The 15,313-nt window shown below is 42.5% G+C and carries 12 protein-coding genes; 8 read left to right on the top strand and 4 right to left on the bottom strand.

Going from position 1 to position 15,313, the window contains the following annotated elements; genetic code table 11:
* Positions 1-45 precede the first annotated feature (45 nt).
* From JKG61_RS03625 to JKG61_RS03610, 4 genes are all read left to right on the top strand, one after another.
* The gene (locus JKG61_RS03625) at positions 46-1,056 is read left to right on the top strand and encodes an OmpA family protein (protein ID WP_202101640.1); all 1,011 of its coding nucleotides are present in this window, start codon (positions 46-48) and stop codon (positions 1,054-1,056) included.
* An 82-nt stretch (positions 1,057-1,138) separates the two neighbouring features.
* A complete protein-coding gene (locus tag JKG61_RS03620; protein WP_202101639.1) occupies positions 1,139-1,831 on the top strand; it encodes a hypothetical protein in 693 nt (230 codons plus the stop codon).
* A gap of 5 nt (positions 1,832-1,836) precedes the next feature.
* On the top strand, positions 1,837-2,781 hold the full coding sequence (locus tag JKG61_RS03615) for a hypothetical protein (RefSeq protein WP_202101638.1): 945 nt from the start codon (positions 1,837-1,839) through the stop codon (positions 2,779-2,781).
* Positions 2,782-2,906: 125 nt separating this feature from the next.
* A complete protein-coding gene (locus tag JKG61_RS03610) occupies positions 2,907-3,911 on the top strand; it encodes an OmpA family protein (protein ID WP_202101637.1) in 1,005 nt (334 codons plus the stop codon).
* A 497-nt stretch (positions 3,912-4,408) separates the two neighbouring features.
* Here the strand turns inward: JKG61_RS03610 and JKG61_RS03605 are convergent, their stop codons facing one another.
* Positions 4,409-4,909 carry a hypothetical protein gene (locus JKG61_RS03605; RefSeq protein ID WP_202101636.1) on the bottom strand — a complete coding sequence of 167 codons (501 nt, stop codon included), beginning with the start codon at positions 4,907-4,909 and terminating at the stop codon, positions 4,409-4,411.
* Between the two features lie 143 nt (positions 4,910-5,052).
* Positions 5,053-5,439, bottom strand: a complete 387-nt coding sequence (locus JKG61_RS03600; protein ID WP_202101635.1) for a lipocalin-like domain-containing protein — start codon at positions 5,437-5,439, stop codon at positions 5,053-5,055.
* Positions 5,440-5,688: 249 nt separating this feature from the next.
* Between JKG61_RS03600 and JKG61_RS03595 the strand changes: the two genes are divergently transcribed.
* Positions 5,689-6,393 carry a response regulator transcription factor gene (locus JKG61_RS03595; RefSeq protein WP_202101634.1) on the top strand — a complete coding sequence of 235 codons (705 nt, stop codon included), beginning with the start codon at positions 5,689-5,691 and terminating at the stop codon, positions 6,391-6,393.
* An 11-nt stretch (positions 6,394-6,404) separates the two neighbouring features.
* Entirely contained in the window at positions 6,405-7,184 is a 780-nt protein-coding gene (locus JKG61_RS03590; RefSeq protein WP_202101633.1) for a LuxR C-terminal-related transcriptional regulator, read from the top strand.
* Positions 7,185-7,299: 115 nt separating this feature from the next.
* Here the strand turns inward: JKG61_RS03590 and JKG61_RS03585 are convergent, their stop codons facing one another.
* On the bottom strand, positions 7,300-7,755 hold the full coding sequence (locus JKG61_RS03585; RefSeq protein WP_202101632.1) for a hypothetical protein: 456 nt from the start codon (positions 7,753-7,755) through the stop codon (positions 7,300-7,302).
* Positions 7,756-8,126: 371 nt separating this feature from the next.
* The gene (locus tag JKG61_RS03580; protein ID WP_202101631.1) at positions 8,127-8,819 is read right to left on the bottom strand and encodes a LuxR C-terminal-related transcriptional regulator; all 693 of its coding nucleotides are present in this window, start codon (positions 8,817-8,819) and stop codon (positions 8,127-8,129) included.
* A 381-nt stretch (positions 8,820-9,200) separates the two neighbouring features.
* Here JKG61_RS03580 and gltB point away from each other — a divergent pair, with 381 nt between their 5' ends.
* Entirely contained in the window at positions 9,201-13,703 is a 4,503-nt protein-coding gene (gene gltB / locus JKG61_RS03575; RefSeq protein ID WP_202101630.1) for a glutamate synthase large subunit, read from the top strand.
* Between the two features lie 15 nt (positions 13,704-13,718).
* The gene (locus JKG61_RS03570) at positions 13,719-15,191 is read left to right on the top strand and encodes a glutamate synthase subunit beta (RefSeq protein WP_202101629.1); all 1,473 of its coding nucleotides are present in this window, start codon (positions 13,719-13,721) and stop codon (positions 15,189-15,191) included.
* Positions 15,192-15,313: the final 122 nt, after the last annotated feature.

Genomic DNA, 15,313 nt, shown 5'->3' with positions numbered 1-15,313 from the left:
AGGATTAATCCATAGAGATCAGTCGGTATTTAAAAACAAAGATCAATGAAAAAGACGACATTATTATTCGCTTCAGCTGCATTGATGATTGCGTGTAACAATTCGCCCAAACAAGGGGAACAAGACAATAACCAAGACAGTCTGAACAATACAGCAACAAGTAGCGCCCCCCCTAACAACGAAGAAGCGGCCACGGCTTTCGATATTTCAAATATCCCAGTCACCACAACAGCTATCGGCGACTTTCCTTTTATTAACCTTCCCAAGGGATTAGAAGAAATGAACAAACCCATGCTGCGTAAATTTGATGTATGTTTTTTCCCTATAGATGGCATCATGACTCCCTTTGAGGGCAGACTATATAAAACTTTTGTATCCCCTATACGCGGTGAAGATTTTTCGCAACACTTCTTCGAAAAGAGCATGGCAGAATACCTGCAATCCATAGGGGCGGTAAAGATATTTGATGGCGAGATCACCAAAGAAGAATACGACAGATACAACAAGCAAGACCCAGATAAGGGTGGTGAAGGTGATATAGGCTATGCAGGGCAAAACATAAAGTTCTGGGCACTTCGTACAAAAGACAAAGGAAACATTTACATACAATACCTGTCAAACAACGCTGGAGCGTCGCTCAACGTTTTACAAGAAGAAGCATTTCAGCAAACCATCACCAAAGTCACAGCCGATGAAATTGCCAAAGATCTAAACGAAAAGGGGAAATCCATTCTTTATATCAATTTTGATATTGATAAAGCTGACCTCACTACAGATGGAAAAGAGGTAACAGACCAAATTGTCGCCGCTTTAAAAAAAGACGCAGTGGTAAAAATCACTATTGAGGGGCATACTGATAATACTGGTGATGCTGCACACAATAAAAAGCTATCCCAAGCACGAGCCGAATCCGTAGTAAAAGCACTGGTTGCAGATGGTATTGATAAGTCACGGCTTACCGCAAAGGGCTTCGGTGCTGATCGTCCCCTAGTTGCTAACGACAGCGAAGAAAACAAATCCAAAAACAGACGAGTCGAACTCATAAAGAACGACTAAATAACAAATCATTTTACGCTTTATATAACCATATCTCTATCTATTTAAAACTAGATGGATAGAGATATCTATTTTAAAAATCATGATAAAAAACACCATTCTTTATTCGCTTTTAGCCATTGTATGCCTATTCACTTCCTGTAGCAAATCCGACGATGGTGCCGAGCCCACTCCCGGAGAAGGCGGCTATGTCAGCGGTACATATTGGCCCTTTGCCATAGGCAACCAATGGAACCTTGTAAACACGGAAGATACTGAAGACACGTATCAATATCTAATCCACAAATCATTAACGCATGAAGGCAAAACATACTTCCAGTTCAAACCTCTTGGAATCGATGCCGACGTAGAATTAAATGACGGCTTTCGTGAAGAAAACGGCGTATTTATCTCCCTCCATGGTGCGACTTCGCAAATGGGGATAAACACCTCAGCAGGTACCGCAACCTATATCAATACCAACCTGAAAGTAGGTGAAATATGGAAAGAAGAAGTAACCTTACAAATCTCGGGGCAAGCTTCTGGCACAATCACACACCATAATGAAGGTCGAATATTAGAAAAAGCCGCTAATACCACCATCAATGGAAAAACATATAAAGATGTTTTAAAATCAGAACTCAAAAAAACTATTTACAACAGCATAACCGGTTACACCGAAAAAATCACCTATGAAACTTGGCTAGCCAAAGGTATCGGTATCATTTTCGAAAAAACAACCTATAACGATTTAGACAGCGAGAGCTACGGTTTGGTCAACTACACGGTTAAATAAGAAAAATGAGATTCAGAAATATAATAAAAAGCGGCATAACAGTTGCCGCTCTCGCCTTATTTGCGCACTGTAGCAAAGACAAGAATGAAGATATCGTCGATCAAAACATCAAAACAGAGACTTTTAACCAAGGAACAATAGAAATGGGCATCTTCTCTCAAGAAGTAGAGTTGAGCAAGCTCGTCGGTAAGGTCGATTTCTCTCAAGCTGATCCCAAGTCGCAATATCAAAATCTATTACAAAAAGACAAAGACGTACAGGCTATTGTTAAAACAGTGGAAGAGATTGCATCCAAAAATCCACTCGCTGGGCTCGCTTTATCCATGAACACAACTTCTTGTACCTACTACGTCAAGGACAACAAAGTGCTCGGCAAAGTGAAAGGATTTGGTTGGGAAATGGACAACTACCACGATGAGCTTCTGGATAAAGGCAGTCTTTATCTCGAAACACTGACAAAAACAAGTGAAATTGCTGAAAGTGATCGAAAAATATATGCACACTACATACCCAGTAAAAATCCTGGTGCAGGAGCAAACAGCAATATTGAGCTCGAGAACTTCAACAGAACCGAGCTTAATAAAACCGAGGTTGTAAATGGCTATCTGTGCAACGTATCTCAACTCACACCAAAAGCCATAGACCCAGACGCCCCTATGAACATGCGGAAACTATTGGTCTACACTTCTCCTCTATTTAATAAAACCATTAATTTTACACATCCATTTTATCTAGAAGAAGAAAACGGCATTCTGCGCATAGACATCTATTTCATTGATGATAAAACCCCTACACTGGTCATGAAACCCAAAAACATTGAACAGCGGATTGTTAAAAACGATGAATTACAAAGCCGTACAGCTCAGCCTGTATACACGGATTTAAGTGCCGAATGGGCTTTCAAAGCATTACCAATCATGATGAGTGGATGGGGAGTATTATCAAAATAGAAGATTCGTCCTATCAAGCGGCATATATAGACCTAGTAGAGGTATCGAGATCTATCAAATTAATAATTTAACTTGGTTTGTCCCATGATTTTACAGAAATTAGAAATCAATTTATATTGAAATCTATGATAAAGACCACACTATTGTTTGCTTCGGCAGCACTACTTATCGCTTGTAATAATCCCCCTAAGCAAGAAAACAACACTATGCAAGATAGCGTATTATTCACGCAAAGTGCCGAGAGTGAAAATGCTCCAGCGAACCTTAACACGACATTGGATATGGGGAGTATCCCTGTAACAACATATGATATAGGAACCTTCCCTTATTTTACGTTACCAAAAGGACTAAAACACAACAACAGACCTTTTCAAAAAGATTTTGGTGTGTGCTTTTTCCCAGTAAATGGTGTGATGACGCCATTCGAAGGGAAGCTTTACAAAATCAACGTTGATGCTGAACAAGGAGAGCAGTTTTCCAAACGCTATTATGAAAAAAGTATAGAAGACTATCTACATTCGGTAGGTGCTGTCAAAGTATTTGACGGAACAATAGGTCGTGAGGAATATGACCGCTATAACAAACAGGATCCAAATAAAGGCGATGAGGGTGACATGGGCTATGCCGACGAAAACATCAAGTTTTATGTAATCCGTACCAAAGATCAAGGCAATATTTATATACAATTCAGTGCCAACAATGCTGCTGGAAAACTAAACATCCTTCAAGAAGGGACAATGACGCAGACGATCACCAAGATTACGGCCGATGAAATTGCAAAAGACCTCAACGAAAAAGGGAAAACAATCCTGTACATCAACTTTGACACCGACAAATCTAACCTGACAACGGACGGGAAGGAAGTCGTACAACAAATCGCGACTGCATTAAAAAAAGAAAGTACACTCACCATAAGCATCGAAGGACATACGGACAATACGGGGGATGCTGCACATAATAAAAAACTTTCCGGAGAACGTGCCAACGCGGTATTGAATGCATTGACTGCTGATGGTATTGACAAGTCTAGACTAAAAGCCCAAGGATTCGGAGCCGATCGCCCACTTGTAGCCAACGACAGTGAGGGCAATAAAGCTAAAAACAGACGTGTCGAATTGGTAAAGAAGTAATTATCTCATTTATATTTAAACACCGATGAGACTGTCTAATAGCAACAAATCATCATCATTGCGAACCTGAGGAATAGCCTGTCCCGAGAATCGGGAATGGTGTGGCAATCTAACTTACTTAAAAACAGATTGGTTTGCTACGCCTATGCCCTCGGCGGTCGTCGTACTTCCTACCAATGACAGATTTGTAAACATGCCGTCCTCCCGACCGTAGTGGAGGGATCTAGAAGCTATATATTAACCCTATACAGTTTGTAGACCTTTCCACAACGTGGGGGTGACGTTTACTTTTACTGTCATTAAAACTACGCTGCTGCAAATCCCCCTAAAGGCCATACTTTCGGCAGCGTAGCTTTATTATCCCAAAAACCAAATAAACACACCTGAAATAAAAATAAATGCAGAAATAACACCTATAATCAAATCTTCGTTAACCTCTTTCTTAATCATATAGTTCCTTCAATTGTTCAAAGATTTCTGTTCTTAACTACAGTGTATCACCTATTTTTCGCATTAGCGATCAGTCGCAATACGTACTCTCGATTTTTAGCTGCACTCACCCACTTGGGCAGTCGGCTCGCGATGCTATTATTCTGATAGGGCATCCCCTTTCGCTCTCGCAAAGAACCTATCACATACGCTTCGATAACCGACAGATGCTCAAGATTATAAGCCCAGAGTACACCTTCATTCGCCTCGATACAATACCACAGCGCGAATCCGAAGAAAGGATCTATTGGTGCATTTCGGTGCAATACTCGAGTATACTTAGGCACTCCACGACTTTCGACGTACACAGCAACCTTTGGCGTACTTCCGTATTTAATAGCGTAACCACAGGATACGCAAGAAAAACGTCCCCTTTCTTCATGTACAGACATCGATTCATAGATATTTGCTCCGATGATCAACGCTCTCTTTTCGCAGCGCGGGCATACCACCTCGATACGGCCAGTAAAGTCCTCATTACAGACTGTATAAGGGTTGGGTATTTTCATAATGGAACTTCTAGCTCGTCTTTAATAGGCTTTGTGGTGTTTAAGACCACCTAGTGTGGGAGCTCTCGAGACTATCATTTCTAGCAAACAACGTGTGACAACCGACCTGATCATCAAAATACTAATAATTCCACTGCCTCACTTTACTTCCTCACCAAAATGGTCACTTCACCTGGCTGTTCCATGGTTAAAATCTTTCCATTGATCTTGAACGTGTAAGTCTCCGTACCAATATCTACACTACGGAGCGTAACCTTATCCCCGTCGATCGAATACGTCCCCTTGTCTACATCTTCTGAACAATCATCTTCGTATACGAAATTCTTCAACTCTCCCCCTAACTTAAACTCAACATAGTCCTTTTTAGAACTGCAAGAGTGTCCGTAATCTTCTTTGACACCATCAAAGGTAGTAGACTGAAATACCCAGCTTCCCAAGAGGCTAGCCTCCGGCTCTACCAGATTTCTATCTTCCTTACAGCCACTAAAACCAAAAATTAAAGCCAAGATAAAAAGGCTTATCGTTTTCATTATTTTCATCAATTTATACTTATTAATATTTATAACAGAGGAGGACATCTAACTACTCCTATTAATCTTTGACAAAATTAAACAGAGTTTATGTTGAAGTAAATACCTAGATCTGGGTATTTACTTCAACATAAACTTGCAAAACCAGTTTTATTTTCTATATTAGCATTGATTTGCAATTAATTATACCAAACAAATATTGTAAACAGGAAAAATAGTAATTTTTACAACCATTTTAGATTAGAAATTATGGATACCTTGGCCACACAATTACATGGCATATCCAAAGGACTCAAATACGGCGACTTCAACATCCCCGACATTGGCGATATCGTTCCGGCCTCGCTCATGATTCAGGACCTGGATGGTCTACGTCCTACCGGTTGTAGCTATATGAACAGTTGGGGCTGTGAACATCTAGGCTCATCAGTAGATGAGGTCAATCAATTAGGAGAAGCATACTACGATCGTTACTTTGTCAAAGAAGAAACCTATGGCATTTTTGAAGGCATGAACAATTATCTGGTATTAGGTGACTTTGACAAGCAATATAACTTCTTTCAACGGGTCAAGCTTTACGGCGATACCGATTACACCTGGTTTTATACCGTATTAAAAGTAGTACAAGTGAAAATGTTCAATCAATTGGAGTATAAAATCATACTGCTTTCTTCGCCCGTTATTGGGATGGATCACCTCATATCACGCGTCAACAAAACCTTGGATCAGGACCAATACATCCGAAATAACTATAGGCGTTTTGCTGAACTCACGACCAGAGAAAAAGAGATTATAACGCTATTAGCAAATGGTAAATCGAGTAATGAAATCGCTGATCAACTTTTTATCTCCCCGCATACCGTATCCACACACCGTAAAAATATCGTTCGTAAAATCGAGTGTAATTCTTTTGCTGATTTATTACGGTTCGCAATGGCTTTTGATTTGATTTAAAAGAAAAGCATATGGATCTATCGAAATATAACCAAGCAAAACAAACCTGGCAGGAAATTGCAAAATATGCACCCGAAGCTGATTTACCTTATTCATTTCAACTCGAAATATATAAAAAGCTATTGGCTAGATTTCATCTGGACGCCTATTATTACTATATCTTCAATGTAGGGAACGTTGAAATGGAATTTGTCAGTGAGAGTCTAAGCACTATTTTGGGATGGTCAATAGATAACTTTTCTACCGAATACTTAGTGACCAATATACATCCTGAAGATCAATCCCGTTTCATCATGTATGAACAAGAGGTTACTGCTTTCTTTTCAAAACTCACACCGGATCAGGTCTTGAAATATAAAGTCAGTTACGACTATCGCTTACGCTGTGCTGACGGCTCATACAAATGGATATTACAGCAAATCAGCACCATACAAACCAACGAAGATGGAGCCGTCGTCAGAGTGCTCGGCGTTCACACCGATATTTCTCACCTTAAAACGGAGGACAAAGGTATTAATCTCTCTTTTATAGGATTAGAGGATCAACCTTCATACTACAGCGCACTAACCCCTTCGGGAAAACGTAACACAAATCCGCCCTCTTTATTTACGGCTCGGGAAAAAGAAATAATCCAATTAGCTCTTTTAGGAAAAACGACTCCCGAAATCGCATCTTCACTCTACATATCCCAACACACCGTAAGTGTACACCGCAAAAACATTCTCAGAAAATCCAACTGTAAATCTTTTGTTGAGTTAGGTTCGAAAGCCTTACGCGAAGGATGGATATAGCATATCAGACAGACACCATAATCAGAATTTTATCTAATGCAACTGTTTTTCGGGACTCCTCAACTAATGAGATAAACCGTCATGTAGGATATTTCTGTATTAACATACAGTATTGCTATTGCCTTCCATAATAGGTTCTAATAATTCTACCGTCCAGAGTTCCCGCTTCATGAGTAAGAACCAAGCCTTCTTTATTTACTTCTGTTATTGTTCTGACAAGCGTCCCTTCTATACCATTGACATTAAGTAAGAGCCTATCAGTTTCTGGCATATAAGTCCAACTCCCTCTCTGAATCTCCCCCCCAGCTGAACACCCCGGAGTGACCAAATGCCAACTCCGATTAGCATTGAACTTTTCAGTTGCACCTAAAGAACATCCTCCAGTATCATCTTTCCAGTCTTGATCCGGCAGTTTAACTTCTATTTTTATCCTAGACCAGTCTCCAATTAACATTTTTTCGGTCAAAGTTAATGTTTCTACGTCTTGCCCCGACTTTTTGTCACATGCTCCAAAAGTCAATACTGTAATCAATGTGGCTACCTTACCAAAAAAAAATATTATTTTCTTCATATCTAAAACATTATGAGCAATTAAAATTCACACCTATCAGTTGAGACGTTTTCTTTTATAAAACCTGTTACATTAAAAAACAAGTGACAAGCCAAAAAAACGGGATTATAGTTTCGTCCCGATTGTCTTCGAATCCAATTTGCTTTCATCAATCCTTGTGTTCAGCAATCGTGGATATTTCATATTTATAATTTACACAACTAGCTATCAGCAATAATATTTTACAAAGAAAGCCCACTTCTCCGTATTGGTAAATACCTAGGGCTAGGTATTTTGACATAATGTCACACCTCGATGCTAATAAAACATTCCTTTTTTAGGTATGTATACGCACGAAAACATCTCCTATTTTCTCTGCTAAGGAATTTTATTTAAATCATATTCAACCGTTGCCTGAGCTCAAGGAAGTTATCCGCATTAGTTTTCGTCAAGATTCTTCTCCTATGCGTATTCACGGTATGTTCACTGATAAAAATAAGCGCTGCAATATCCTTACTGCTTTTCCCCTGAAGAATCAGATCTAACACTTCGACCTCCCGCTTAGAAAGATCATAATGATTTTCTACGTGGACAGGCCTGTTCTTCATGCGATCAATCATTAAAAAATCATTTTCCTTTCTTTGAAAGCCGTCCTCCGCAACGTCATGGAAAACTAAAGAACGCTTCATATGTCCCCGTTCGTCAATTTCGATTGCTTGATAAGATTGTTTAATAAATATATAATCGCCTGTTTTTTTACAGACTCTGTAGGAATATTTAAAATAAAAACGATAATGATCTTCAAAATATAGCTTATCCATCAGTTCGATAGCCTTTCTTTCAGATTCCATACAGTAAGCAACATCATCAGGATGAATAATAGACATCAAAAATTCAGACGTAAACTCAGCAGTTTCGTAGCCTAAAATAGATTTTAATGATGAACTTACAAATTCAAAGTTATTACCAAAACAGTTCATAATAAAATGATAGCGCTTTAGACTAACTACCTCAGTCTTCACAACAGGTCTTTCCGAGAAAAGCTGCCCATGATCAAACCAAAAATCCCAACCTTTATCCACCATGTTATAAATTGGCTTATGTAGCTTCTTTATGCTACAATATCAAAGGTACAAATTATAATCACTGCTTGGTTAAAAAACAACCACAACCAGCTACTGTTCTAAACAGATTATATATACACAACCAGCTTACGGAACTAAATTTCCAATTCTACAACAAAACAAGAAAATAATACAAAAAACAATCTAAAAAACAGAACTAATTACAATAAAAGCAATTAAATCATTTTTTTATTGAATTATTAATAAAACATAAAACATTTTATTTCTATATTTGTAAACGCAATAGCTGATAGCTCAAAAACTATTAACCATTAGGCATCAACCTAGTTCCTATAGCACTAGATTATCACTATAGCACAAACACACTCAACCAAAGAAGCAATGCAACAAAAAGAAGGACTGTACCACCCCGAGTTTGAACACGATGCCTGTGGTGTAGGGTTTGTGGCCCACATCAAAGGACGTAAGTCACATGAACAGGTAAAGGATGCACTAACTATGCTGGAGAACATGGAACACCGTGGTGCTTGTGGATGCGACCCTGAAAGCGGAGATGGCGCCGGAATTATGATCCAATTGCCGCACGAGTTTTTATGGGAAGAGTGTATACAATTAAACATACAGCTTCAAGAACCTGGTTATTACGGCGTAGGAATGGTATTCTTACCTAAAGAAGAACAGTTGAACCAGATTTGCCGTACCGTGATACAGCAAGCGGCCGCCGATCGCAATATGGAATTCTTAGGCTTTCGAACAGTACCAGTAAATCGAGAAGGTATTGGCCCCACTGCACTAGGAGCAGAGCCCGAAATTGTGCAGTTTTTTGTTGCACGCCCTCATGGTGTAAACAATACCGAAGACTTTGAACGCAAACTATATGTACTGCGAAGATTGATCATTCAGAAAATCAAAGCTCACCAAGCCTATCCATTACCGCTCTATATTGCTTCACTATCCTGCAAAACTATTATTTATAAAGGACAGTTAACGACCTATCAAGTCGGCTCCTACTTTGAAGATCTACGGAATCCAAAGGTAGTATCTGCTTTTGGATTGGTACATTCCCGCTTCTCGACCAATACTTTCCCATCCTGGTCATTAGCGCAACCCTTCCGTATGATCGCCCACAATGGAGAGATCAATACGCTGACAGGCAACCTCAACTGGTTCTATGCCGGTGTCCGTTCGCTGTCATCCCCCTACTTCACCGAGGAGGAAATGAAAATACTCCTGCCCGTCGTAGACCGAGGACAATCCGACTCCGCGTGCCTGGACAATGTTGTCGAACTATTATTGCATTCCGGACGGAGCCTGCCTCACGTCATGCTGATGCTGGTACCTGAGGCCTGGGACGGAAATACACAGATGGATCCTTTGAAAAAGGCATTTTACGAATACCATGCCACCTTAATGGAACCTTGGGATGGTCCTGCAGCATTGTGCTTTACCGATGGTAATACTATCGGAGCTACCCTTGATCGCAACGGATTGCGACCATTACGGTATGCAATCACATCCGATGACCGTGTTATCGTGGCATCTGAAGCAGGAGCTTTGCCGATAGAAGAAGCCAGCATCATCAAAAAAGGACGCCAGCAGCCCGGCAAAATCTTCGTTGTCGACATGCAAGAAGGAGTAATACGTTCGGACGAAGAAGTAAAAGGCCAATTGATCCGCCAGCAACCCTATGGCGACTGGATCGACCAATATAAAATAAGACTGGAAGAACTTGCAGAGCCCAGGGTCACCTTTACCTATCTATCCAAAGAGTCCGTATTTAAATACCAGCAGGCTTTTGGTTATTCCCGTGAAGACCTGGAGACGATTTTGACTCCCATGGCGCTGACCGGTTACGAACCTATAGGCTCAATGGGTACCGATGTTCCCTTAGCCGTATTATCGGATCAACCGCAGCACCTTTCTTCCTATTTCAAGCAGTTTTTTGCCCAAGTGACCAATCCACCGATCGACCCAATACGGGAAAGATTGGTAATGAGTTTGGCCACATTTATCGGCAATGCCGGTAACATATTGATTGAAGACAAAAAATTCTGTCACTGCGTAACACTCGAGCATCCGATATTAACGTCCAGTGAACTGGAAAAACTACGCTCCATCGATACAGGAGTATTTCAGGCCAAAACATTACAGGCTTATTTCCGTGCCGATGGCAAATCAGGTTCGTTGGAAGCAGGTATAGAGCGCCTATGCCGTTATGCGGACGATGCCGTACGTGACGGTTTCGAAGTCATCATCCTTTCTGACCGGGCAATAGACTCCCAACATGCAGCTATACCTTCGATATTGGCGGTATCGGCAGTTCACCACCATCTCATAAAAACAGGAAACCGTGGTGCCGTAGGACTTGTCGTAGAAGCCGGTGATGCACTCGAAGTACATCATTTTGCCTGCCTACTGGCCTTTGGCGCTACAGCGATCAATCCGTATCTGGCATTAGCCAGCATCCGTACACTAAAAGCGGAGAACCTGCTTGACACCGAACTGACTTGGGAAGAGCTACGCAAGAATTATGTCAAGGCTGTATGTAATGGTCTGTTGAAAATTTTCTCCAAGATGGGGATATCGACCCTGCAATCGTACCACGGCGCACAGATTTTTGAAGTCCTTGGTATCGACAAATCGGTCGTGGACACCTATTTTTGCGGAGCCGTATCCCGTATAGGAGGTCTGAATCTTGATGATATAGCCAAAGAAGCACTAGCGAAACATGAACGTAGTTTTGGGAACCAACGGACGACCAAAATTTTACTCCCCGAAGGAGGCCTATACCAATGGAAGCGTCGAGGGGAAGGCCACTTGTGGAATCCACAAACGGTACACTTGCTACAACAAGCCTGCCGTACGGGCGATTTCGAAACCTACAAAAAATATTCAGCACTGATCAACAACCAAGATGAACACCTGTTTACACTGAGAGGCCTACTTAATTTTGCCAAGCACCGTACCCCTATTCCTATGGACGAGGTCGAGCCCGCAAGTGAGATCATGAAACGCTTTGCTACAGGTGCCATGTCTTTTGGTTCGATATCACACGAAGCCCATAGCACACTTGCCATTGCCATGAACCGTATCGGAGGAAAATCCAATACCGGAGAAGGTGGTGAAGATGAAATACGATACGAAAAGTTGTCTAATGGAGACTCCATGCGCTCTGCGATCAAACAAGTAGCATCAGCCCGTTTTGGTGTAACCTCCAACTACCTCACGCAAGCCGATGAGATACAGATTAAAATGGCACAAGGCGCCAAACCCGGCGAAGGAGGGCAGCTCCCTGGCCATAAGGTCGACGAGTGGATAGCCAAAGTGCGTCATGCCACACCCGGCGTAGGCCTGATATCACCACCACCGCACCATGACATTTATTCTATCGAAGATCTAGCACAGCTGATATTTGACCTCAAAAATGCCAATCGGAATGCACGGATCAATGTCAAGCTCGTTTCTAAAGCAGGTGTAGGTACCATAGCAGCCGGTGTTGCCAAAGCGCATGCCGATGTCATATTGATCGCCGGCTACGACGGCGGTACAGGAGCCTCACCGATCAGCTCCATCAAACATGCAGGACTACCCTGGGAACTCGGGCTGGCTGAGGCACATCAGACCCTGGTCATCAACAAACTACGGAGCCGCATTGTGCTACAGGCGGACGGACAGATGAAAACAGGTCGGGATCTCGTCATTGCTACACTCCTCGGTGCCGAAGAATGGGGCGTCGCCACAGCGGCTCTAGTAGCAGGAGGCTGCATCATGATGCGCAAATGCCACCTAAACACCTGCCCTGTAGGCGTTGCAACGCAAGACCCTGAATTGCGCAAGCTATTTTCGGGTTCACCCGACGACATCGTCCACCTCTTTCAGTTCTTGGCAGAGGAGATGCGCGAAATCATGGCACAACTGGGCTTCCGTACGATAAACGAAATGGTAGGAAGGGCACAATTCCTGAAAAAACGAGAGAACATCAACCATTGGAAAGCTAACAAAATCGATTTCAAAGACCTACTGCATGTCGCCCGCAACGAAGCAAGCGAAACGCTATACAATACCGAAGAACAAGATCACGGCATGGCCATGATCCTGGACTGGGGGTTATTAAAACAAGCCAAGCCTGCATTGGAAGCCAAGACACCTGTATTTGGCACCTTTCATATCAAGAATACAGATCGCACGATAGGCACACTCCTATCCAACGAAATATCCAAAATATACGGCTCAGAGGGACTTCCGGACAATACCATCAACTATAAATTTGAGGGTTCGGCAGGCCAGTCCTTCGGTGCCTTTAACACAAAAGGAATATCGCTGGAGCTCGAGGGAGAAGCCAATGACTACGTGGGCAAAGGCCTATCTGGTGCGCAACTCGCTATCTATCCAGCAAAAGAAAGTACTTTAATACCTCACGAAAACATTATTATAGGCAATGTCGCATTGTATGGTGCTACCTCCGGCCACTTGTTCATCAACGGGATGGCCGGAGAGCGATTTGCCGTCCGCAACTCGGGAGCCACAGCCGTAGTAGAAGGCATTGGCGACCATGGTTGCGAATATATGACAGGAGGCCGCGCCCTGATACTGGGAGCAACGGGACGAAACTTTGCAGCGGGAATGAGTGGTGGAATAGCCTGGGTATATGATGTCAACGGAACGTTTCGGGACAATTGCAACCAAGAAATGGTAGACCTCGACCCGCTCGAGACCGAAGACGAATCCGCTATCATAGCGCTCTTAAAAAGACATATACACTTAACCAATAGCGATAGAGCTTCTTACATTCTTCAACATTGGATAACAGAAAAAAACAGGTTCATCAAAGTATTCCCAAGGGAATATAAAAATGTAATCCGCAAACAATTGGTTGTAGCTTAAATTAAGTAGTGAAACATGGGAAAAGCGACAGGATTTTTAGAATTTGACAGATCTGCACCTCAAAAGGAGCCAATAGCAAGCAGAACGAAAAATTATCAGGAGTTTGTTCACAGCTATAAGGACGAACAGCTCAACCAGCAAGCAGCACGCTGTATGAATTGCGGCATTCCTTTTTGCCACTCAGGCTGCCCTTTAGGGAATGTAATCCCTGAATTTAACGATGCCGTGTATGACGGAAAATGGGAAGATGCGTACAACATACTGACATCCACCAACAACTTCCCCGAATTTACCGGCCGTATCTGCCCTGCTCCCTGTGAGTCAGCCTGCGTACTGGGGATCAACAAAAGCCCGGTTGCTATTGAGGAAATAGAAAAACATATCATCGAGATAGCTTATAAAAAAGGTTACGTAAAGCCTAATAGATCCTACCTCAAAACTGGAAAGAAAATCGCTGTAGTAGGTTCGGGCCCTGCAGGGCTAGCAGCTGCAGCCCAGCTAAACAAAGCTGGCCATGATGTCGTGGTATACGAAAGAGATGACAAAGTGGGAGGATTGCTACGTTATGGTATACCGGATTTCAAACTCGACAAAACAGTAATCGATCGACGAGTCGCCATCATGGAGGAATCCGGCATCGAGTTTCGTACAAATTCAGAAATAGGCAAAAATACCCCGACATCGGAACTCGACCAATACGATGCCGTAGTGCTGGCTGGAGGTTCTACCATACCCCGTGATCTAAACATTCCAGGGCGGGAACTAAAAGGAGTCCACTACGCTATGGAATTCTTAAAGCAACAAAATAAACGCGTAGGGAATTCTCCACTCACGACAGAGCCTATACATGCAAAGGGCAAAAATGTACTGGTTATTGGCGGTGGCGACACCGGCTCCGATTGTGTCGGCACATCCAATCGTCACGGTGCCAAATCGGTCACGCAATTTGAACTGATGCCACAGCCGCCACAAAGCCGCACCTCGGCTATGCCCTGGCCCACCTACCCCATGCTCCTCAAAACGACAACATCGCACGAGGAAGGATGCCAACGTCATTGGAGCATTAGCACCAAAGCCTTCTTAGGAGATGAGGCAGGCAACCTCCGTGCAGCCCGCATCGTAGATCTAGAGTGGGAAAGTGATACTTTTGGGAGACCTACCAGATTTAAGGAGGTAGAAGGTTCGGAACGGGAAATCCCCTGTGAACTGGTAACACTGGCTATGGGCTTCCTACATCCACAGCAGGAAGGGGTTCTACAGCAACTCCACATCGCCAGCGATGACAGAGGTAATGTCAAAGCCTCAGAAAAAGACTATAGAACCAATGTCGACAAATATTTCACAGCAGGAGACATGCGCCGAGGACAATCTCTCGTCGTATGGGCAATATCCGAAGGCCGGGAGTGCGCTCGTAAGGTAGATGAGTTCTTAATGGGCAGGACCGAACTCGAGAGCAAAGAAGCGGTATCACAGTATGCAACCTATTAGTTACTAATTCATCAATCTATATTTCTTCTATTAGACCTTTCCGAGAAATCGGAAGGGTCTTTTTTAATAACACATATTCTATAAGACACCATAAACACAAAACAATATTCTGAACGAAAAAC

It is taken from the genome of Sphingobacterium faecale, assembly GCF_016746095.1.
GTDB classification, from domain to species: Bacteria; Bacteroidota; Bacteroidia; order Sphingobacteriales; family Sphingobacteriaceae; genus Sphingobacterium; species Sphingobacterium faecale.
This window is presented reverse-complemented; position numbering and strand designations above follow the sequence as displayed.